General features: G+C 62.3%; 20 protein-coding genes. 15 read left to right on the top strand and 5 right to left on the bottom strand.

Annotated features, from left to right (window positions below; genetic code table 11):
- Positions 1–15: 15 nt before the first annotated feature.
- The 5 genes from V4529_03240 to V4529_03220 form a co-directional block, all read right to left on the bottom strand.
- Positions 16–1,614, bottom strand: a complete 1,599-nt coding sequence (locus V4529_03240; GenBank protein MES2357337.1) for a M20/M25/M40 family metallo-hydrolase — start codon at positions 1,612–1,614, stop codon at positions 16–18.
- Between the two features lie 78 nt (positions 1,615–1,692).
- Positions 1,693–2,973 carry an amidohydrolase family protein gene (locus V4529_03235; GenBank protein ID MES2357336.1) on the bottom strand — a complete coding sequence of 427 codons (1,281 nt, stop codon included), beginning with the start codon at positions 2,971–2,973 and terminating at the stop codon, positions 1,693–1,695.
- Positions 2,973–4,445, bottom strand: a complete 1,473-nt coding sequence (locus V4529_03230) for an amidohydrolase (GenBank protein ID MES2357335.1) — start codon at positions 4,443–4,445, stop codon at positions 2,973–2,975. Before V4529_03230 ends, V4529_03235 begins: the two co-directional genes overlap by 1 nt.
- A complete protein-coding gene (locus tag V4529_03225; GenBank protein ID MES2357334.1) occupies positions 4,432–5,130 on the bottom strand; it encodes a glycerophosphodiester phosphodiesterase in 699 nt (232 codons plus the stop codon). Before V4529_03225 ends, V4529_03230 begins: the two co-directional genes overlap by 14 nt.
- Positions 5,130–5,783: a TetR/AcrR family transcriptional regulator gene (locus V4529_03220; protein MES2357333.1), complete on the bottom strand. Its 654-nt coding sequence runs from the start codon at positions 5,781–5,783 to the stop codon at positions 5,130–5,132. Before V4529_03220 ends, V4529_03225 begins: the two co-directional genes overlap by 1 nt.
- 209 nt (positions 5,784–5,992) lie before the next feature.
- On the opposite strand from V4529_03220, the gene V4529_03215 reads away from it, so the two are divergent.
- From V4529_03215 to V4529_03145, 15 genes are all read left to right on the top strand, one after another.
- On the top strand, positions 5,993–6,475 hold the full coding sequence (locus V4529_03215) for an RNA polymerase sigma factor (protein ID MES2357332.1): 483 nt from the start codon (positions 5,993–5,995) through the stop codon (positions 6,473–6,475).
- On the top strand, positions 6,465–6,992 hold the full coding sequence (locus V4529_03210; protein ID MES2357331.1) for a zf-HC2 domain-containing protein: 528 nt from the start codon (positions 6,465–6,467) through the stop codon (positions 6,990–6,992). Before V4529_03215 ends, V4529_03210 begins: the two co-directional genes overlap by 11 nt.
- The gene (locus tag V4529_03205) at positions 6,989–7,525 is read left to right on the top strand and encodes a hypothetical protein (GenBank protein ID MES2357330.1); all 537 of its coding nucleotides are present in this window, start codon (positions 6,989–6,991) and stop codon (positions 7,523–7,525) included. The genes V4529_03210 and V4529_03205 overlap by 4 nt, the downstream gene beginning before the upstream one ends.
- Before the next feature lie 264 nt (positions 7,526–7,789).
- Positions 7,790–11,320 carry a hypothetical protein gene (locus tag V4529_03200; GenBank protein ID MES2357329.1) on the top strand — a complete coding sequence of 1,177 codons (3,531 nt, stop codon included), beginning with the start codon at positions 7,790–7,792 and terminating at the stop codon, positions 11,318–11,320.
- Between the two features lie 121 nt (positions 11,321–11,441).
- Positions 11,442–12,551 carry a hypothetical protein gene (locus tag V4529_03195; GenBank protein MES2357328.1) on the top strand — a complete coding sequence of 370 codons (1,110 nt, stop codon included), beginning with the start codon at positions 11,442–11,444 and terminating at the stop codon, positions 12,549–12,551.
- On the top strand, positions 12,548–13,087 hold the full coding sequence (locus tag V4529_03190; protein ID MES2357327.1) for a hypothetical protein: 540 nt from the start codon (positions 12,548–12,550) through the stop codon (positions 13,085–13,087). The genes V4529_03195 and V4529_03190 overlap by 4 nt, the downstream gene beginning before the upstream one ends.
- Positions 13,088–13,113: 26 nt before the next feature.
- Positions 13,114–13,770: a hypothetical protein gene (locus V4529_03185; protein ID MES2357326.1), complete on the top strand. Its 657-nt coding sequence runs from the start codon at positions 13,114–13,116 to the stop codon at positions 13,768–13,770.
- A complete protein-coding gene (locus V4529_03180) occupies positions 13,767–14,036 on the top strand; it encodes a hypothetical protein (protein ID MES2357325.1) in 270 nt (89 codons plus the stop codon). Before V4529_03185 ends, V4529_03180 begins: the two co-directional genes overlap by 4 nt.
- On the top strand, positions 14,000–14,953 hold the full coding sequence (locus tag V4529_03175; protein ID MES2357324.1) for a serine/threonine-protein kinase: 954 nt from the start codon (positions 14,000–14,002) through the stop codon (positions 14,951–14,953). Before V4529_03180 ends, V4529_03175 begins: the two co-directional genes overlap by 37 nt.
- 275 nt (positions 14,954–15,228) lie before the next feature.
- A complete protein-coding gene (locus tag V4529_03170; GenBank protein MES2357323.1) occupies positions 15,229–15,990 on the top strand; it encodes a methyltransferase in 762 nt (253 codons plus the stop codon).
- A gap of 381 nt (positions 15,991–16,371) precedes the next feature.
- Complete coding sequence (locus V4529_03165) at positions 16,372–16,542, top strand: Flp family type IVb pilin (protein ID MES2357322.1); 171 nt, start codon at positions 16,372–16,374, stop codon at positions 16,540–16,542.
- A gap of 118 nt (positions 16,543–16,660) precedes the next feature.
- Positions 16,661–16,819 carry a Flp family type IVb pilin gene (locus V4529_03160; protein MES2357321.1) on the top strand — a complete coding sequence of 53 codons (159 nt, stop codon included), beginning with the start codon at positions 16,661–16,663 and terminating at the stop codon, positions 16,817–16,819.
- A gap of 109 nt (positions 16,820–16,928) precedes the next feature.
- On the top strand, positions 16,929–17,099 hold the full coding sequence (locus tag V4529_03155) for a Flp family type IVb pilin (GenBank protein ID MES2357320.1): 171 nt from the start codon (positions 16,929–16,931) through the stop codon (positions 17,097–17,099).
- Between the two features lie 85 nt (positions 17,100–17,184).
- Positions 17,185–17,727 carry a prepilin peptidase gene (locus V4529_03150; GenBank protein ID MES2357319.1) on the top strand — a complete coding sequence of 181 codons (543 nt, stop codon included), beginning with the start codon at positions 17,185–17,187 and terminating at the stop codon, positions 17,725–17,727.
- A gap of 11 nt (positions 17,728–17,738) precedes the next feature.
- Entirely contained in the window at positions 17,739–18,158 is a 420-nt protein-coding gene (locus tag V4529_03145) for a TadE family protein (protein ID MES2357318.1), read from the top strand.
- Positions 18,159–18,188: the final 30 nt, after the last annotated feature.

Here is an 18,188-nt window from a genome sequence, read left to right as displayed (position 1 = left end):
GCAATACCGGTTATCCTACCGCCAAGCCACCGTCCCAATCCGGCCCATTATCTCCGTATACAGCTCGATGCCGTCCCACAGGTTCTGGACGCGCAGATTCTCATTCGCGGCGTGCTGGTTGTCGTCGTAATTGGCGATCGGCACGATGATCACCGGTACGTGCAGAGTCTGTGCGAACACGTAACTCGGCGCACTGGCACCCATCGTCGGCAACACCACGGGTGGCTTCCCGGTGCTGTCGGCGGCGACGTTGATGACGGCCCGCGCGACCGGTGAATCCATCGCGGTGCGATTCGCGGGATAGCCACCGGCCGCCCATACCACGCGCGCGATTCGCGGATGAGCCAATCGCATTGCCATCGTCACGCTGTCGCTGGTAACGAAGTAACCCTGCTTTCGGATGTGCCCGTCAACGATCTCGCGCACGCGCTCCGGCGTCTCGTCTGGAACCAGGCGGAAATCGAAGGACGCGTGCGCTTCCGTCGAGATCACATTCGCTGCGTGCTCGCCAACGCTGCCGTAGCTCAGGCCGCGCACGTTGAGCGCTGGTGCCATGAGTCGCTCGGCGAGTGGAGCGTTGTTGTCCTCCGTTCGAACGAGACCGAGCGAGCGGCGCAACGCTGAATCGATCGGCGGCACGGCTCGGATCGCGGCCCGCTCCGCGCGCGAGACAGGCGCAACGTCGTCGTAGAAGCCGGCGATCCTGATGTGGCCGTCGTCATCACGCATGCTGGCGATGAGATTCGCGAGCATTGCGCCAGGATTGGGCGCCCAGTTGCCGTAGTGTCCGCTGTGCAGCGCAGCCGTGGCACCATAAACGGTGAGCTCCATGCTCGCCGTGCCACGTACACCAAAGAGCAACTGCTGCTTGCCGCTCTGATGCTCGGGCCCGTCACACAGCAAAAGCACGTCGCCCGTCAGCAGCTCGCGATAGCGCTGCAGGATCGCGAGCAGATGAGGGGAGCCGGCTTCCTCCTCGCCCTCGAAAAGAAATTTGACATTTACCGACGGCTTGCGCCCGCTCGCATGTAGCGCGTCGAGGGCGGTAAGCATCGCGACGATGCTTGCCTTGTCGTCGCCGGATGACCGCGCATAGATGCGCGCCTCGCCACTGACGCGCGTCGTATTGTCCACAGGAAACGCGATCGTCTTTCCACCCTCGGCCAGTGATTTGTCGCGAAGCGTCGGCGACCAGGGCGGCGTTGCCCATTGCGACGCGGTGACAGGTTGGCCGTCGTAGTGCGCATACAGAATGACGGTGTGCGTCGCGCCCGGCGCCGTGAGTACGCCATAGACAGCCGGCGACGCGCCTTCCAGCTCGAGCGTGCGGGCATCGACTCCTCGCTTCCTGAGCATCGCTACGAGCATGTCTGCATTGCGGCGAATATTCAGATGGTCGGAGGCAACGTTCGGCAGCGCGAGAAGATCCGAGAACTCATGCAGGATCGTCGCTTCGTGGGAACGGCGGTATCGTTGCGCTCCGATGCGGAGCGTCGCCGCATCACCGGCAGGAGCGGCGGCTTTTGACGGCGGTGAGATTGGCTTGGAAATGCGTTGCGCGCTGCAGGGAGCAGCAACGCACAGCGCTGCGATCAGAAGAGTCTTTTGCTGCATCGATTCCCGTCCCGGTCATGAAGAAAGCCGCCTTCGCATCGAAGGCGGCTTTCTCGAATACTTACCGTGTCGTGTGGCTCACGGCTGCGAATACTTCGGCGGTAGTGTCTTGTATCGCTGAGTCAGCATGTCCTGCCGGCTCGGCGCGATCACGTCGCGACCGTGGATGTACACGTGCTCCGCGTGTGTCGAGAACTCGAACGGGTCTCCGCTCCAGATCACAACGTTCGCATCACGCCCCGGCTGCAGCGAGCCGACGTGATCCGCCACGCCGAACATCTCGGCCGGCGCGAGCGTCACGGCGCGCAACGCCGCGTCGTGCGTCATGCCGTACGCAACTGCGTTACCTGCTTCGTACTTGATGTTGCGCACGTTGAACAGCTCCTCGTCGCCGTCGCCGTTGTTGCCGACGATCGCGGTGGTGACGCCCGCCTTGCTCAGGATTCCAAGATTCTCCTGACGCTGGTTCAGTGTCTCGAAGCTGGTCGGAATGTTGTTCATCGCGCCCGCAACGACCGGCACGTGCGCCGCCGCGAGGTCATTGGCAGCGAGCCATGCTTCGGCGCCACCCATGATGATGATCTTGAGGTTGAACTCCTTCGCGAGCCGGAGCGCGGCCTGAATGTCGTCAACTCGCTCGGCCTGAATCGCCAGAGGGAGCTTGCCTTCCACGACCGGGATCATTGCTTCCAGATCCACGCGCGGCGCCGTGAGGCTGCGCGTCGCGGAACGGTCGTAGTCCGCCCTGTGAGCCTGGTAGAACTTCACGTCCTCGATGAGGTTCCGAAGTTTGCCGATCAGCTCGCCCCGGGCGCCAGCCTGCGCGCTGCGCGGATTGTCGATCTGTGCGATCATCGCGACGGGTGCCCGCCGGATCATCTGCGCCGCAGTGCCGTCAGCCAGATCGACCATCGCGGCTCCTCCGGATACCAGACCGCCGCCCGGCAGCACGACAGCACTGGTGACACCTTCATTGCGCGCCGGTGCCCAGTTCACAGACTCTGAGTTGAGTCCGTCCCACGAACGGAACGAGGCTGCGATTGCGTCCGTCCCCTTGGCGTTGGCATCGCGCGTGCTCGGCTCACCACCAATCTCGACCAGACCAAGCGTCGTCGATGCATCGATGAATCCCGGCGTAACGATCTTGCCGGTCGCGTCGATGCGTTGAGCGCCGGCGGGAACAGCTACATCAGCACCCACCGCGACGATCTTGCCATCGCGCATCAGTACCGTACCATTCTGAATCGCCGGACCACTCACCGGATACACAGTTCCGCCAGTGATCGCGACTGTCTGCGCATGTGCCGCCGCGACGGTAACGAACGTCACGCACGCGGCAAATAGAAGTTGCTTTTTCATCAGCGGGTTTCTCCCTTCACGTAGCCCAGGTCGAAGTCGGTGCGCCAGTTCTGTGCTGGGTCGTCACGGTTGAACAGCATAGCGCCGTCGATCCAGACCTTCTCGGCCTTCGTGTAAACGCTGAACGGATCTCCGCTCCACAACACCACATCGGCATCCTTGCCGGGTTCGAGTGAGCCGATCTTGTCGTCCAGCTCCAGCGCCCATGCGGGATTGATGGTCATCCACTTGACTGCTTCGTCTTCCGTAACGTTGATCCCCGCGGCGCGGCCGGCGTACATCGCCTTTGCAACTTCCTGATTGAGACGCTGCGATCCGGACGGATCGTCGGAGTGAATCATCGCCTTCGCACCTGCCGCATCCACCAGCGCGATGTTGGCGCGAATGCCGTCCATCGCCTCTTCCTTGAAACCGCCCCAGTCGGCCCACATCGCGGCGCCCGTTCCGTTCTCACGAAGCAGGTCGGCGATCTTGTACGCTTCGACCGCGTGATGGAATGCGCGGATCTTGAAGCCGAATTCCTTCGCGACGTCCAGCATCTGCGCCATCTCGTCCGCGCGGTAGCAGTGCATCTGTGGAAGAATGTCGCCGCGCAATACTTCTGCGAGCGTTTCCTGGCCGAGGTCGCGCGCTGGCGGCGGTCCCTTGTGGTTCGCGTTCCATTCGTCCCACTTGCGGCGGTATTCGGCGGCCTGGATGTACGCCGTGCGATAGCCCGCGACGTTCCCCATACGGGTTGACGGCCCGCGCGAAGCGTAGACACGCTTGGGGTTCTCGCCGCACGCCATCTTCACACCGTACTTGGCCCCCGGAAACTTCATCCCCTGGACCGTGCGCGATGGTACGACCTTCAGAATTGCGCTGCGGCCGCCGAAGAGATTGGCCGAGCCGGGAAGGATCTGGACCGTCGTGACACCGCCCGCCAGAATGCGCGGGAACTGCGGATCCTGCGGCCATACCGAGTGCTCGGCCCAGACGTATGACGTGTTCGGATTGGTCGCCTCGTTTCCGTCATTGAGACCACCGCCGCCCGGTGCGGCGTAAACTCCGAGGTGGGAGTGAACGTCGATGATTCCCGGCGTCACGTACTTGCCGGTGCCGTCGATCACTACAGCGTCGGCGGGTGCGGTGACCGAGGTTCCGACCGCGACGATCTTGCCGTCACGAAGCAGGATCGACGCGTTCTGCATCGTCGGCCCCGCGGCGGTCATTATCGTTGCGTTCCGGATCAGCGTCGTGTGTGACGGGAACGGGACGTACGTGCTCGGGAACGGATTCGCATTCGGAAGCGACAGTGCGCCAATACCAGGCTTGCCGGCGCTGTCGCGCCCCGATGTGGCGCTCGCGGTTGCGCCGGCTGTTGCGGAACTGGATGGCGCACTGGTCGACGGCGATGCAGCTGGCGTCGGTGCCGGATTGTGCGCGCATGCCACTCCAGCAGCGCAGAGAAGGAAGAGACTAGTGATTCGCATCCAGAGATGAGCCTCGCGGGTGAGTGCTTCGAGTTGATGCCAACGTTGGACTGATCGGCAGATCAGTGCAGATCGCGGCGACTCCCAGATCATCGAATACGCGCCATTCCGAAGGGGTGTTTGCAGTCCACACAATCACCCTTCCGCCGGCCGCCGTTACCTGCTCGACCAGCGCGCGATCGACGAACTCGTGCCACTGCCAGAGATCCGTCGCGCCGGCGGCCCGGAGAGCGTGGGCGCTGTCCACGAGCCGGCTGGTCTGAAGAATCCCGGTGCGAAGTTGCGGCAGCAACTGCCTCATGCGCAAGATCACTTCGTGATCGAACGAGTGGACCGAAGCCTCGGCGGAGCTGCGCCGGATAACCTCGGCGAGCTCGACCTCGACCTCGCGGTTCTTGATCTCGACGTAGGCATGTGCCTTTCCGGAGACCAGCTCGAGAACCGCATCGAGCCGCGGCAGCAGCGGGGCCTCGGCGTGCAGCGTGTCGTAGTAGGTGCCTCGAATGGATAGCGCGACCCGGGACGTCACGACGGACTCGTCGTGATTGACGACACAGATGCCGTCCGCGGTTACATGTACGTCCAGCTCGACACCGTGGAATCCGAGATCGATCGCGCGCTGGAAGGCATCCAGCGTGTTCTCGGTGAAGACGTCATGGACTCCGCGGTGCGCGATGAACTCCATCACGCCCGGCTTGAGGGCGGAGTTCCTCCGGTAAAGCCGTGCACGAACAGATCATAGATGAGCCGGGACGCGATCCCGACATTGAGCTCCGTGTCGGACACTCCCCACTGGCGCGGCCCGCTCATCATCGCGAAGAGCATGTCGGCGGCGAAGGCGGTGGAGACTGGTGCCTCGAACTCCTGGCGCACGCGATCGAGGATGTCACGCAGGACATCGACGTACTGCTTTCGCTTGACCTCGACCGCTTCCCGGCGCTCGTCCGAGCCGTCCGGCGCGGTCTCGTGCGACAGAACGCGCACGAAGGCGGGGTGCTCGTTGGAATACGAGACGTGATTCTCCACGAACTGGAGCAGCTGGTCAGTCGGCTTGGTAACGCGGGACAGAGCCTGGGCTGCCGAGGCGATGAGGGCGTCTATGGTGCGGGACTGAATCTCGTAGAGGAGCGACGACTTGCCGCGGGTGTAATAGTAGATGCCGGACAGCGAGATGCCGGAATCGTGCGCGATGTCACGCATACTCGTTCCGCTGTAGCCGCGGGTCGCGAAGGTCGTGGCAGCGGCGGCCAGGAGCGTTTCCAGCTTGGGCGCGCGCGGGGTACTGGCGGCTGGAGCTGAGGTCGGGTCGGCGGGGGTGGGCGTTGTTTCGTCGGGCATCGTCCTGTACCTCTTGAGACTGGGCGGGTTCCTGACCGTCGAACGGTCGTTCTAAAGAAGCTAGCCAGCTGACGTAAATCCGTCAACCGCTGCCACTTAACATATGTCGCCGGATAACGTCTATTTAGCGTGTGGAAGTCACTGCTCAGCCGGTCGCCGAAGAACCAACTGACGCGGAACTCATTCGCCGATGGCGGATCGGTGAAAGCATGGCGGCCACGAGACTGGTCGAGCGGCATGCTCCCGGACTGGCGCGGTTCGTCGCAGCCGAGGGAGAGCGCGACAACGTGGATGAAGTGGTTCAGGATACCTTCGTTAGAGCGTTTGCGGCGATCGAGAGCTTTCGCGGCGAGAGTGCCTTCCGAACATGGCTTTTCACCATTGCGCGACGCCTGATACTGGATCGACGACGATCGGAGCGACGAAGCAGAATGGTGGCGACGGTGGAAGAGGGCGATGCTGTTACGACGTTTGATGCACTGGACACGATGGTCGCGGACGAGTCGATGGTGCGGGTAAGGATGGCAGTGGATGCACTGTCGCAGAAGCAGAAAGAGGTTTTCATGCTCCGGCTGGAACAGGGGCTTTCGTACAAGGAGATCGCGGAGCTGGTTGGTACCACTGAGGGCGCAGCGCGCGTCCACTACCACAACGCGATGCGCGCGGTCAAGGAGTTTCTCGATGATGAATGATTGTGAGAACATAGAGGTTCGCGAAGCGTTGCCGGAGCTGATGCTCGGCACGCTGCCGGAGGCCGAGCGTGTGCGGGTGCAACAGCACCTGGATGCGTGCGACGACTGCTCCGCGGAGCTCGCGATCATTCGCGCGGTGCGTGCAAGTGCAGTCATGCCTGCCGTGAACGTCGAGCGTATAGTCGCCGCGATCCCAGCGTATCGTCGCAAGCGGACGAGCATGCGCAGAGTCTATCTGGAGCTTGCTGCTGCGTGCCTGATCGGTGCGGTTGGCATCTCCACCTTCGCGCTGCACAACTCCGGACACAGTGCCACGCCAGCGGCGAATAGCGCTGCCGGTGTCGCGGGTCAGGGACTCGCGCTCGTCAACACGAGTGATCTGAGCGACGATGGGCTGGCGCAGCTCACACGTGATCTCGACAAGCTTCAGGCGATGCCGACGGTCGATCCGGAATCCGTCACACCAGCTGCGCTCGAAGACGCGCCCGAGCCTGCAAGCGCGGGAGATTCGGCATGAGAGTAGTTACCCTCATGACGGCCGCGGTGCTGTGCGTAACGAGTGTCGCCGGCGCCACAACCGCGAGTGCCCAGGGCCGTCGCATACGGCCGATGCGTCCGCCGCCGGCGCAGGGCGTGCAGCCGCACAGGCAGGCGCTGGAGCAGGAGTTTCGTCAGCGCAGCGAGCAGATAGTTCGGCAGCGGCTCAACCTGAACGACGATCAGGTCAATCGTCTGCGCTCCGTCAATGCAAGCATCGGTAGTGAGCGTAATGCTCTCCTGGAGCAGGAGCGCGGCGTTCGCATGAGTCTGCGTGACGAGATGGCCAAGGGAAGCTCGGCCGATCAGGCCCGGGTTGCACAACTCATGGCGCAGGCGCACGACCTTCAGGGTAAGCGCTTCGCGTTGCAGCAGGACGAGCAGCAACAGCTCTCCAGCTTCATGACGCCGGTGCAGGTTGCGCAATACGTTGGGCTCCAGGCCCAGATTCGGCAGCGCATTCGCGAAATGCAACGCGGGAACAACGGCGATCCTGGCGGTCCGCAACCGTAACGCCAGTTGCTGGTGCACGTCGCGCTCAGCGACGCGCAAAGTCGGCCCGGAATGTGAAAAAACGCGCGGACCGCATTGATGCGCCCAGCATCGCGCTGCACGCCGGCTCCGCCGTGGCCCTCAATATGCTGCGAACACCAGCCGCCAACTGCGACCCGTTTCGTCCTGGCCGCGCGGTAACGCAATTCACAACCGACGCTGGATACCGGCATGAGTGTCCCTTTCGGAGCAAACGAAGGCCCTGGGCGGTTTTCCGTTTTCCTGATGGAGACCGATACCGGCGCTCCAGTGGCGAACGTCCCGGTGTTCGCGACCGCACAGCTGGGTCTGGGGCAGAGCGGGGATGGCCAATCTGTTCCGCGGCAGAGTGTAGAGATCGCTCTGGGAGTATTGGCGAGCGACCACGCCGGCTACCTCTCGTGGGATCTTGAGCCGTTACGACGCCAGACCGAGATACTTACCGAGATACAGACTGGAGGCAGCCTCGCCAGTCAGCTGGACGGTCTCTCGCTGCACATCTACGGGCCGTTGCAGAGTGTCGTGGACGCTTTGCCCAGTGCGCAAACAGGACCGGAAGCGATAGTCCTGCGGCTCGCTGTCGACAGGAACGGCGTGTATGAGGCGGACGCCGGAAGTTACCCGTCAATGCAGTCGCCGACTCTGGTAGACCTCAATCTGTCGCCAGGATCGTTCGCCAACGTTCCAGCGATGCTGGTCGGTCAGGATGGATGCGAGGCGCTGCTTCCATCCAACGTCGCGACGCAGCACTTCCAGGTGCATCAGATCGTGCAGTTGCCGAGCATGTATGACGTAACCATTACGTCGCCCGCGGCGGCGCCAGCTCCAAAGGGCGCGAACGCAAAGGGCCGGGCCGAGCTGGTTGTTGCGAAACCGCTCGCACAGACTGCGATAAAACCGGAATTTGCGCCACTCGCGTTCACCGGAAACACTCAGCTGGCGCTGATCGTGAACTACGACGTCACCTGGATTCCGGTTGGGCATGGACTTGGGCAGATCGCCTACAGCTTACCGCTCGCGCCGGGCGAGCAGGTAAACCTTGCGATTGTCGATTGGGCGCGACAGTCGACCGATTCGCGCAACGAAGAAAACATGCTCACCGACACGCTGGAGCACAGCCAGGTGCGCGACCGGACGGTGGATGAAGTTGTGAGCGCGACCGTGCACGAGTTTCAGGCAGGCGGCTCACTCCTGGGCGGCATCGCTGCAGCGGTATCGAGCGCATACGGCTCGGCCGTGGGCTCGATTGGTGGCGGGTATTCGACGACGCAGGGGGATCGCGACGTCAGCTCCCAAACGGTTCAGTCACTGCAGGATTCGTTCGCGCAGCACTCGACCGCCGTCAGAGATCTGAGAAGCACGGTCGTCGTGCAGAGCAAGCAGTCCGAACAGGCGAGCGCGCAGACGCGAACGGTGCGCAATCACAATCACGCTCACGCGATGACGCTGCTGTATTACGAAGTGTTGCGGCACTTCCGCGTCGTTGTGGAGCGGGCCGATGTTACGCCGGCGGTACTCATACCCAGCCACATGCCGGACTTCGACGAAGAAGCCATCTTCACATTTCGACGGTATCTGGAACCGGGTCTTGTCGATGCGTCGCTGCTGCCTGGGTTCGCCGCCGTTGAGAAGTACTTCGCGTGGACTTTGCTGCCACTGCCGGCGCCCCCCGATCCGTTTGCACAGATGATACGTAGCTTCAGCATCTCCCTGCAGGTGGACATTCCGTCAATTACCGGAGGCACGCTAAGAGCCAAAGTCATCTTGAACGACGGCACTTCCATCACGTTGCAGCGCAACGATTCCCTGAAACCCGCCGATCAACTCCAGCAAGATGGCAATTTTCAGCAATCAAGCCGCACAGAAAGCTTTGTAGCGGTACCTGCTTCGTCGATCACTCGGCGCCAAATTACCGAAATCGATTTCAGTTTCACATTCGACGGGGATTCCGGGGACCCTGGAAGCGTCGACAACAAGTTCGCTATTTCATTTGCTGGCGGTTCGGTTGCCGCGATTATGTCTGACGGCTCGAATATCCTGGTGGGGCAACTAGCAACGCCCACGACGCTGGATCCTCACGTGCAAGGATCTACAGGCACTTTCACCATATTTACTTCGACCCTGCCCCCGGCTCCGACCGCGCCAACTCCAGAATCAAAATTGACCGACGACGAGAATCTGTTGCGCGTGCGTCTGAAATATCACCTCGACAACAACAAATCGTACTACTACCGGCTGATATGGCTGGGTGAGGATCCCAATTCGCGCTATATGCGCCTTCGTGGCTCCACGCTCAACGTGCATGGGCAGGTCCGGCCAATCTTTGAAGCGATCACCAATCGCGCGCTCGACGTGTTGGGCGACAGCACCGCGTTCGCACTGGATCCGAGTCTCATTGACGTCGCGACCAGCAGCAACCTCCAAGGAAGCATGCCGGCGCTTCCGATTGTTTCGCCCGCGCGCGACGAACGCGTCGTCAGCCTTCCGACCCGCGGGATATTTGCGGAGGCGAAGCTCGGGCACTGCAATGCGGCCGAGGTAATCGACGACACCCGCTTCTGGGATTGGCAGAAGTCGCCGGATCCTGACGCCGCACCTGCGATCACCGACATCGGACTTGGCACGCGGAACGTGCAGACATCAACCACGCCGACTGCGTTCCCGAGCTCGATGCTCAATATCGTGAACCCGCCGGCGGCGCCGGATCCCGTGGCAATGGCGGGCGCGCTGGCACTGCTTGGGAAGAGTGACATCTTCCGCGACATGTCGACGTCGTCCGAGGTCGCGAGTTTACTGCAATCACTCGCGAGCGATGCGACAAGCCTTGCGGGCAAGCAGATCGACAAATCCGGCGGCGGTGGTGGGACAACAGGTGGCGGCGCTACCTCCGGCGGGGGTGCGAAGGGAGCATCCGGCAGCGCAGGTGGCGGAGCAGCCGTCGCACCGACTGCCGGTGGGAGTAGTAGTGGCGCGAGCGGCGGGGGCACACCCGCGCCGACGAGCGGAGCCGCGGCTACTGGGTCGGCTTCTGGTGCGACGTCGGGTGGAGCAACCGGGGGCGACAGCGGGACTTCGACCGCGGTAGCACCAGCGCAACCGATGGCTCCGGCAGCGCCGACGCAGCCACCTGTCGTACCCAAGGGTGCGCCAGCTCCGCCGCAGCCGATCACAGGCACCAGCCGCACTTTCATCTTCAATCTGTTCCAGTTCGACGCGTCCGATGTGACGGGTTACAGGAATGCTACCGGCGCCGTCGGACGGTTTACCGTTCGGCTGCAGCAAGGCGGCAAACCGGTGGGAGACCTGTCTGGCGATCTGGGCCCGCCGTTCATCCTGTCTGCGAACGTCGACCCGGCGATGGCTCTTCACGTCGAAGTCTCGGGCGACGTGACAATTACAGGTAAGCCTGAAAATCTCTCTACGCTGCCCGATCCTCCTTCGCTTCCGATCAAGGTCTGCCATTATTCGGGGCAGCATGACTTCACGCTTGCGGCAGGCGTAAAACAGTATCTCTTCGAAGTCAGCCGTACGAGTGCTCCCGGAAGCCAAACCGTCTCGCGCGCGGTTATCGAGCAATCGTCGAGTACGGTCAAGGAGGTGGTCAGCGCCGCTTTGGGCCTCAACGTGGAGGTTGCGACCGTCAACGGGTCCTACGGCAGCGAGGATTCCACGACCCTCCTCAGCGGAACGACCACTACAACGTCAGTCACGGTGCCGTACGTCGCTTACACCGGTGGTCTCATCATCGCGAGCGACGCGAGCATGGCAACGGGATGACGTGTCGGCGCGGGCCACCGGCGGTACGAGGCGCCGGTGGTCCGCCAGCCTCGCTTGCCGTCGCAGCGCGACACCCATAAGTTTGCGGCGTGTAAGGCAGGCCCCACATTCGTCTCCGGACATGCGCACTCCGATCGCGGTCGTAGTCCTCCTGATGTGCCTGGCGCCGATGCAAGTGGCGGATGCACAGGATACCGTCTCCACACCACAGCCATCCGGCCCGGTAATTCCGCAAGTGCGCGCGATGCTCTTCGGCGACGCGTCCTACGTCGCCACCGACCGAAAGATCCCATCGGGATTCGAGCTCGGCCAGCTGGTCGGCCACATTATCGTATCCTTCAACGACCGGCTCAATTACTTCGGTGAGTTCAGCGCCACGGCGCAACCAACAGGTTATGCCTTCGAGGTCGAGCGCTCGATCCTGCGTTACGACTTCAGTGATGCGGTAAAGCTTTCCGTCGGCCGCTACCATACTCCCGTGGGATACTGGAACACCACCTTTCATCACGGAACGTGGTTGCAGACCACGGTGTCGCGCCCGGAAATGATCAAGTTTGGAAGTCAGCTCATCCCGACGCATTTCGTCGGTGCATTCGTGGAGGGAAATATTCCGTCGGAGGATCTAGGCCTTCAGTACTCGGCCGGCGTCGGTAATGGACGCGGCAGTGTCATCTCGCGCGGCGGCGACGCTGGCGACGTGAATGGCAATCGTGCCTGGACGCTGGCGGTGTCGGCACATCCGGCAGCATTGTTCGGGATGCAGGTCGGCGCCGATTACTATCACGATCGTGTGAGCGAGGCGAGCGGCCCGGAATCCACCGAGGGCATCTCCTCGGCGTACATCGCGTGGCAGCGCGAGCGGCCGGAGTTCATCGCGGAATATGTGATGATCGATCACACGCCCGTCACCGGCGGCGCGACCACGCACAATCACGCCGGCTACGCGCAGCTTGCCTACCGTCTCACCGGCGCGGCCCATCAGTGGAAGCCGTACATACGCGCCGAGCGGACGGACATTGCTGCGGGCGACGTGGTGTTTGCGCCACTTGCACTGGGTTACGATGGCGGAATCGCGGGAGTGCGGTACGACTTCACGTCGTTCGCCGCGCTCAAGGCTGAATACCGGCGTGAGAGGTTCGAGACCCACGACTGGTCCAATGGCGCGTACGTGCAGGCGAGCTTCACCGTTCCCGACCTCGGCGGCGGCGACCATAACCCGATGCAGCCGTGACGACCATCCAGTACGCCCTTCAGCGAGCCTGCACCGGCGCACCCCGCTTGACGACGGCGCGGATCATCATGTTGTGCGCGACGATGTTGTGCATGCCGTTCACCAGATCGGATGCGCAGGCAACAGCGGCAGGCAGGCAGGCGATCGCGATCGTCGTGAATCCACACAGCACCGTATCGGATATCTCGTTCGCCGAGCTGCGCAGGATATTTCTGGGCCAGCAACAGTTCTGGCCTGACCGGTCCAAGATCACGCTGCTCGTTCGCGCGCCGGTTGCGCCCGAGCGGGCCGTGGTGCTGGATCTGATCTATCGCATGGACGAGGACCAGTTCAGGCAGTACTGGATCGGCAAGATGTTCCGCGCCGAAGTGGCCGGCGGTCCCAAGATCGTGTACAGCTCGGACATGGCCATCAATCTCGTGGACAACGTTCCCGGATCGATTACCTTCGTTCTCGCTTCGGCGGTAACGTCCAACTCGAAGGTTCTCAGGATCGACGGCAAGCTGCCGTCGGACCCGGGGTATCCGCTCAAGTAGTCGTTGCCACGCAGATCGCTGTAATCATGCGCAAACCTGCGTGGCTGGCAGAGGTGATAGTTCAGTCCATTGCCGTGACTGTGAGCATTCTTCTGGCGCTGTGGGTGGATCAGTGGAAGCAGCGCAGAGCAGCGCGCGAGCTCGCGACCGAATCCATGTCCAATTTCGCGACGGAGATACGACAGAACGAGGCGCGCGTAGATGACATTCTATTGTATCACGAAGGACTTCGCTCGATACTGCAGAAGGCGGAGAAGTCGCACTCGATACGCACGCAGGCGGAATTTCAGAGCTCGGTAGGAATCGACGGCCTGCGCCCTCCCTTCCTGCTGCAGACAGCGTGGCAGACCGCGACCCTGACCGGCGCGCTGACGCATCTCGACTACGAGACGGTGCGCGCACTTTCGCTGACGTACACGCTCCAGGACCGATTCCGGGAAGACAGTCGTGCCGGCTTCCAGTCGATGATGCAGGCCAGCAACTTCAAGCCTGGCGACGCCGACCTGGCTGTGCGCAGCGCCGACAATTATCTGCGCGAAGTCGTGACGTCGGAAAACGACCTGCACGCGACTTACGAGCAGGCCGAGCAGGTACTGGGCAGGAAACTCAAGGAGATGGGCGTGGCGCAGAAGGCTGACAGCGGCCCGGCTCCGTCACCGCCGCAACCAACGACCGGACAATGATCGCCTATCACGACTTCGCGCCACACCTCATCAAGCGCGGCATGCTTCACGCTGATCAGATGGAGAACTTCGACGCGGCGGTCGCGGCTGCGAATGAGTGGATCGAAGCGAACGGCATCGAGGCCACGAACGTCGAAACCGTCGTGCTCCCCAACATCACGCTGGACAGGAGCGAGGGGACCAACGACGGACGGGTCGAGACGGAGGAGGCGATGACGTCGGTGAACGAGTGGTATCAGTTTCTCCGGGTCTGGTATCGGAAGTGACTGTGGACCTGCGCGAGTCGTTGCAGAGCGCACTCGGCGATGCGTACACGCTGGGCGCCGAGCTCGGCGGTGGCGGCATGTCGCGCGTCTTTCTTGCGGACGACACAAGTCTTGGCCGACAGGTTGTCATCAAGGCGCTCCTCCCGGAGCTTGCATCCGGAGTATCGGTGCAACGCTTCTCGCGCGAAGTACACGCTGCAGCGACGTTGCAGAGCCCGCACATCGTGCCTGTGCTTTCGGCGGGCCACACGACCGACGAGATCCCTTACTACATAATGCCATTCGTGCGCGGCGAGTCGTTGCGGGTGCGGCTCGGACGCGGGCGCGTTCCGTACGCGGAGGCGGTCCAACTTGCGGGCGACGTTGCGAAGGCGCTTGCAGCGGCGCACGATGCGGAGATGGTGCATCGCGACATCAAGCCGGATAACATCCTGCTGACGGGCGGCGCGGCCTCCGTCACGGATTTCGGGATCGCGCACGCGCTGCACGAGGCACGGACGGAGGCGGCGGATCCAACGCTCACGAGCCTCGGGACGTCGCTCGGCACGCCGGCTTACATGGCGCCGGAGCAGGCATGCGGCGACGCGATAGATGCTCGCACCGACGTGTATTCGTGGGGCGTTGTGACGTACGAAATGATTGCCGGACATCATCCTTTTCCGACTGCGCATACGGCACAGAGACTGATTGCCGCCCAGATCGCCGAGCGTCCCGTCTCGCTGTCGACGCATCAGACCGGGACACCGGCCTGGTTCTGCAAGCTGGTGATGAGCTGCCTCGCGAAGGAGCCGGACCTGAGGCCCCGCGACGGCGTTGCGCTGGTCCATGCGGTGGAGTACGGCGAGGCTGCGCAGGGCAGCTTGCCGTTGGGAGCGATGATGCGAAGGATGCTCGGGCTCGCACCGCGCGACGCGTAGAAATAACGACTGTCCTGGCGCCGGCAACTCGTCATCCGCGCCGAATGCCGGGACGGCGGAAGTGAGCGGAGGATGATGGAGGGCGCAAGTACAATGGAAAGACTGCCCGAATAGGCGCTGGAACCGCATCGCATTCCGCTTTCCAGCACGTTACATTCTTCTTCGGTCCATCGCCGCGTTGCCACTCGGCAGCCTCGAGCAACACGCAAGGCAACAAGCGTTGATGCGAGACCGCGCGCTCACGAAGTGATGCTACAGGCTCCTTCAGGAAAACGATGCGCAATTCGACTCCCGTAACGCCCCCCGCTGCGACAGCGAGCGCGGCGCCAGCTACCCGGGTGGTGGTCCACGACGAAGCGTCGGCGAACGCGGCCGGCCGACACTGGTCCGACATCGTGGGATTTCTTGCATTCCTCGCGCTTGCCGCGTGGGATGTTCGAATCGCTCCGGCGGTGTCGTTGGCGCTGATACCGGTATTCGCGTACGAGGTGGCGGCCGGACTTGCGTTCCTCGGCCGGCGACGTGCACGCGCTTCCGTGCGCGGGCTCGGTCCGCGGATCGCGGCGTACGGCGGGACGTTCGCGGTGCCACTGTTTCTGGCATTTGCGGCATCACGGGAGCCGTCGTGGCTGACGCCGGTCACGCGTACGTTTCCGACGATCGCACATTGGGCCGTGCCGACGGGCAACATTCTCGTCTTCAGCGGTGCGTGCATGTCTGCGTGGGGACTGTGGTATCTCCGGTCCTCGATCAGTCTCGAGCCGGCGGCGCGTGGGCTGGTTACGCGGGGACCGTATGCGATCGCGCGACACCCACTTTACCTGGCATACACGCTGAGCTACGCGGGTATCACGATTCAACACCCGACGATCCAGGTCGCGATCCTCATGGTGATCTGGTTCGCGATGACATGGGCGCGTATCAGATATGAAGAGGATGTTCTGACGGCAGTGTTTCCGGAATACGCTGCGTATCGCACGCGCGTCGGTGCATTGGGGCCAATACATCTACCGACCGTCGCTCGCGCCTACCAATAGGTGCTAGGCAACCGATCGCGCCGTTCGCTCATCGGCACGTGCGCACGCGCGTGGTGGTGCCGCACCACATGATGCAAGGAAGCCACAGTCACGCTGCGCAGATTCCCTGAGGCGTGCGCAGTATCGGCGCGCGGCATCGATACCTCCTTCGGATTGGAGACCTATCCATACGTAGTGCAAATCACCAACGCTTAAGGATTTGATTCGATCAAATGGCAGCGTTTGGGCCGTCGTCCGAAGGCGCAGTTGTAAACAGTTGCATCCACGAGTGAGAAATGGCACACCTCTGGCCCAACCGGCAACCAACGTCTGTTACGGGGGCGCTTTGGTCGTCGGATTACCGGAGCGCACACACCTTCCATTTTGTTAGGAGAGATCTCGATGAAGAAGCTCACCGGCAGTTTCCGTTCGTTTCTGACGGACGAAGATGGCGCAACGATGGTCGAGTACGGGATGATGGTTGCGCTTATCGCGGCGGTATGCGTTGGAATTGTAACGACGCTTGGCACCCAGATCAGAACCGCGTTCACTACGGTAAGCACTGCACTGTAGACGAAGGCTCGATGGTGGCGGGCAGACCAATCAGCGACACGCTGGCTGGTCAGCTGCCAACCCCGTCCTATGAATTCGTTCAATTCCTTAAATGGGGGATCTCACAGTGAACAGGATCATGCAAGCTGCACGCGCTTTCGTCTGCGGGGACGAGGGAGCAACGATGGTAGAATATGGGATGATGGTCGCACTTATCGCCGCGGTTTGCGTCGGTATTGTGACCACACTCGGGACGCAGATCCTCGCCGCGTTTACCACCGTCAGCACCGCTCTGTAGAGCGCGGGCTAGTCTGCAGGTTGGCATACCGCGCAGTCATGCATGGGCATGTCAACCGCCAGACCACGCTTCGCGGAGTAGCCTGCTTCCTCAGCCGGGAGACATCGTAATGAGCTCAATCACTCGAGCTGTCCGGGGTTTCGTCAGCGATGACAGCGCCGCGACGATGGTCGAGTACGGAATAATGGTGGCGCTGATCGCGGGTGTGTGTTTCGCAATCATCACCACACTCGGCGGGCAAGTGCAAGCAGCCTTCGCAAGCGCGAGCGCGGGCCTGTAGCGCGATGGCTGCGGAGCGACGAGGGCGTTGACGCGCTGTCGGTGCGCAGGGAAGGCTACATCTCTGTCTCGGAGTCCGGTAACGCATGAAAGCATCTTTGTTCGCAGGTTCAACAATTTCGGTTGTCGGCTTCGCGATATTTGCGACGCTTCTGCTGTGCGCCTGTGTATCCGACTTTCAACACCGACGGATTCCAAACAGTGTAGCGGGGCTTCTCGCTGCGAGTGGTATGGCCTATTCGGCAGCAGCATCAGCAAAGCCAGCCCACGCGTTGATCATCAGTGTCGGCGGACTGCTCTTTGGCCTGGCGCTGTGGCTCCCGCTCTACATGGTTCGGTGGTTGGGAGCTGGCGACGTCAAGCTGTTCGCGGCTGCGGGTGCGTGGCTCGGTCCGGCGCGGACCCTGGATGGCGCACTCATTGGCGCCATGGCAGGTGGAGTTCTGGCGTTGGTGTGGATGCTGTTCGCGTACGGTGTCACCGGAACCGCCGCTACTGCCGCACTGGCAATAGCTAATCCACGCAAAATCATGAATCACACTGTCGATGTGAAATCGCGCCGCGCGATTCCTTATGGCGTAGCACTCGCCTTTGGTGCGATGGCCGCCGCCTTGTTACCCCTGGCGTAACCGAGGACCGCATGCGTCTGCCCAGACTCTTTCGCCGAGATGACGGTGCCGCAATGGTCGAGATGGCCATCGTGCTTCCGATCTTTCTGTTGCTCGTGTGGGGCGTGATCGACTTCGGGCGCCTGTTGTTCACGGCCAACAGCATGGCGAGTGCCGTTCGCGAGGGTGCGAGAGAGGCAGCGGTACTGGCCGACCCGGTTGCAAGTCAGGCAGTCGTCAAGGCGCGCGTCGAAGCTGCGTTCACGCCGTTCGGCAGTCCGCCAATCACGGACGCCGAGATCTCCATCGATGTCGCAACGGTGCCAGGCAGCGTGATAGTCAAGGTCACCAACTACCCTTGGCCGACGATCACGCCGCTCGCATCACTCCTTGGCGCCAACATAAACATCACTCGGCAGGCGACGTTTCGCCTCGAGCGAAGTACCGGTTGATATGTTGGGAACACCAACACACGCGAATCG

It is taken from the genome of Gemmatimonadota bacterium, assembly GCA_040388625.1.
In the GTDB taxonomy this organism is placed as follows: domain Bacteria; phylum Gemmatimonadota; class Gemmatimonadetes; order Gemmatimonadales; family Gemmatimonadaceae; genus Fen-1247.
This window is presented reverse-complemented; position numbering and strand designations above follow the sequence as displayed.

Excerpts from the sequence above, each read along its gene's own strand:
- V4529_03150 (MES2357319.1), top strand. The coding sequence starts at position 17,185 with ATGAAAGCATCTTTGTTCGCAGGTTCAACAATTTCGGTTGTCGGCTTC.
- V4529_03195 (MES2357328.1), top strand. The coding sequence starts at position 11,442 with ATGCGCACTCCGATCGCGGTCGTAGTCCTCCTGATGTGCCTGGCGCCG.
- V4529_03180 (MES2357325.1), top strand. The coding sequence starts at position 13,767 with ATGATCGCCTATCACGACTTCGCGCCACACCTCATCAAGCGCGGCATG.
- V4529_03220 (MES2357333.1), bottom strand. The coding sequence starts at position 5,783 with ATGCCCGACGAAACAACGCCCACCCCCGCCGACCCGACCTCAGCTCCA.
- V4529_03215 (MES2357332.1), top strand. The coding sequence starts at position 5,993 with ATGGCGGCCACGAGACTGGTCGAGCGGCATGCTCCCGGACTGGCGCGG.
- V4529_03200 (MES2357329.1), top strand. The coding sequence starts at position 7,790 with ATGGAGACCGATACCGGCGCTCCAGTGGCGAACGTCCCGGTGTTCGCG.
- V4529_03240 (MES2357337.1), bottom strand. The coding sequence starts at position 1,614 with ATGCAGCAAAAGACTCTTCTGATCGCAGCGCTGTGCGTTGCTGCTCCC.
- V4529_03230 (MES2357335.1), bottom strand. The coding sequence starts at position 4,445 with ATGCGAATCACTAGTCTCTTCCTTCTCTGCGCTGCTGGAGTGGCATGC.
- V4529_03210 (MES2357331.1), top strand. The coding sequence starts at position 6,465 with ATGATGAATGATTGTGAGAACATAGAGGTTCGCGAAGCGTTGCCGGAG.
- V4529_03160 (MES2357321.1), top strand. The coding sequence starts at position 16,661 with ATGCAAGCTGCACGCGCTTTCGTCTGCGGGGACGAGGGAGCAACGATG.
- V4529_03155 (MES2357320.1), top strand. The coding sequence starts at position 16,929 with ATGAGCTCAATCACTCGAGCTGTCCGGGGTTTCGTCAGCGATGACAGC.
- V4529_03185 (MES2357326.1), top strand. The coding sequence starts at position 13,114 with ATGCGCAAACCTGCGTGGCTGGCAGAGGTGATAGTTCAGTCCATTGCC.
- V4529_03145 (MES2357318.1), top strand. The coding sequence starts at position 17,739 with ATGCGTCTGCCCAGACTCTTTCGCCGAGATGACGGTGCCGCAATGGTC.
- V4529_03170 (MES2357323.1), top strand. The coding sequence starts at position 15,229 with ATGCGCAATTCGACTCCCGTAACGCCCCCCGCTGCGACAGCGAGCGCG.
- V4529_03165 (MES2357322.1), top strand. The coding sequence starts at position 16,372 with ATGAAGAAGCTCACCGGCAGTTTCCGTTCGTTTCTGACGGACGAAGAT.
- V4529_03205 (MES2357330.1), top strand. The coding sequence starts at position 6,989 with ATGAGAGTAGTTACCCTCATGACGGCCGCGGTGCTGTGCGTAACGAGT.
- V4529_03225 (MES2357334.1), bottom strand. The coding sequence starts at position 5,130 with ATGGAGTTCATCGCGCACCGCGGAGTCCATGACGTCTTCACCGAGAAC.
- V4529_03235 (MES2357336.1), bottom strand. The coding sequence starts at position 2,973 with ATGAAAAAGCAACTTCTATTTGCCGCGTGCGTGACGTTCGTTACCGTC.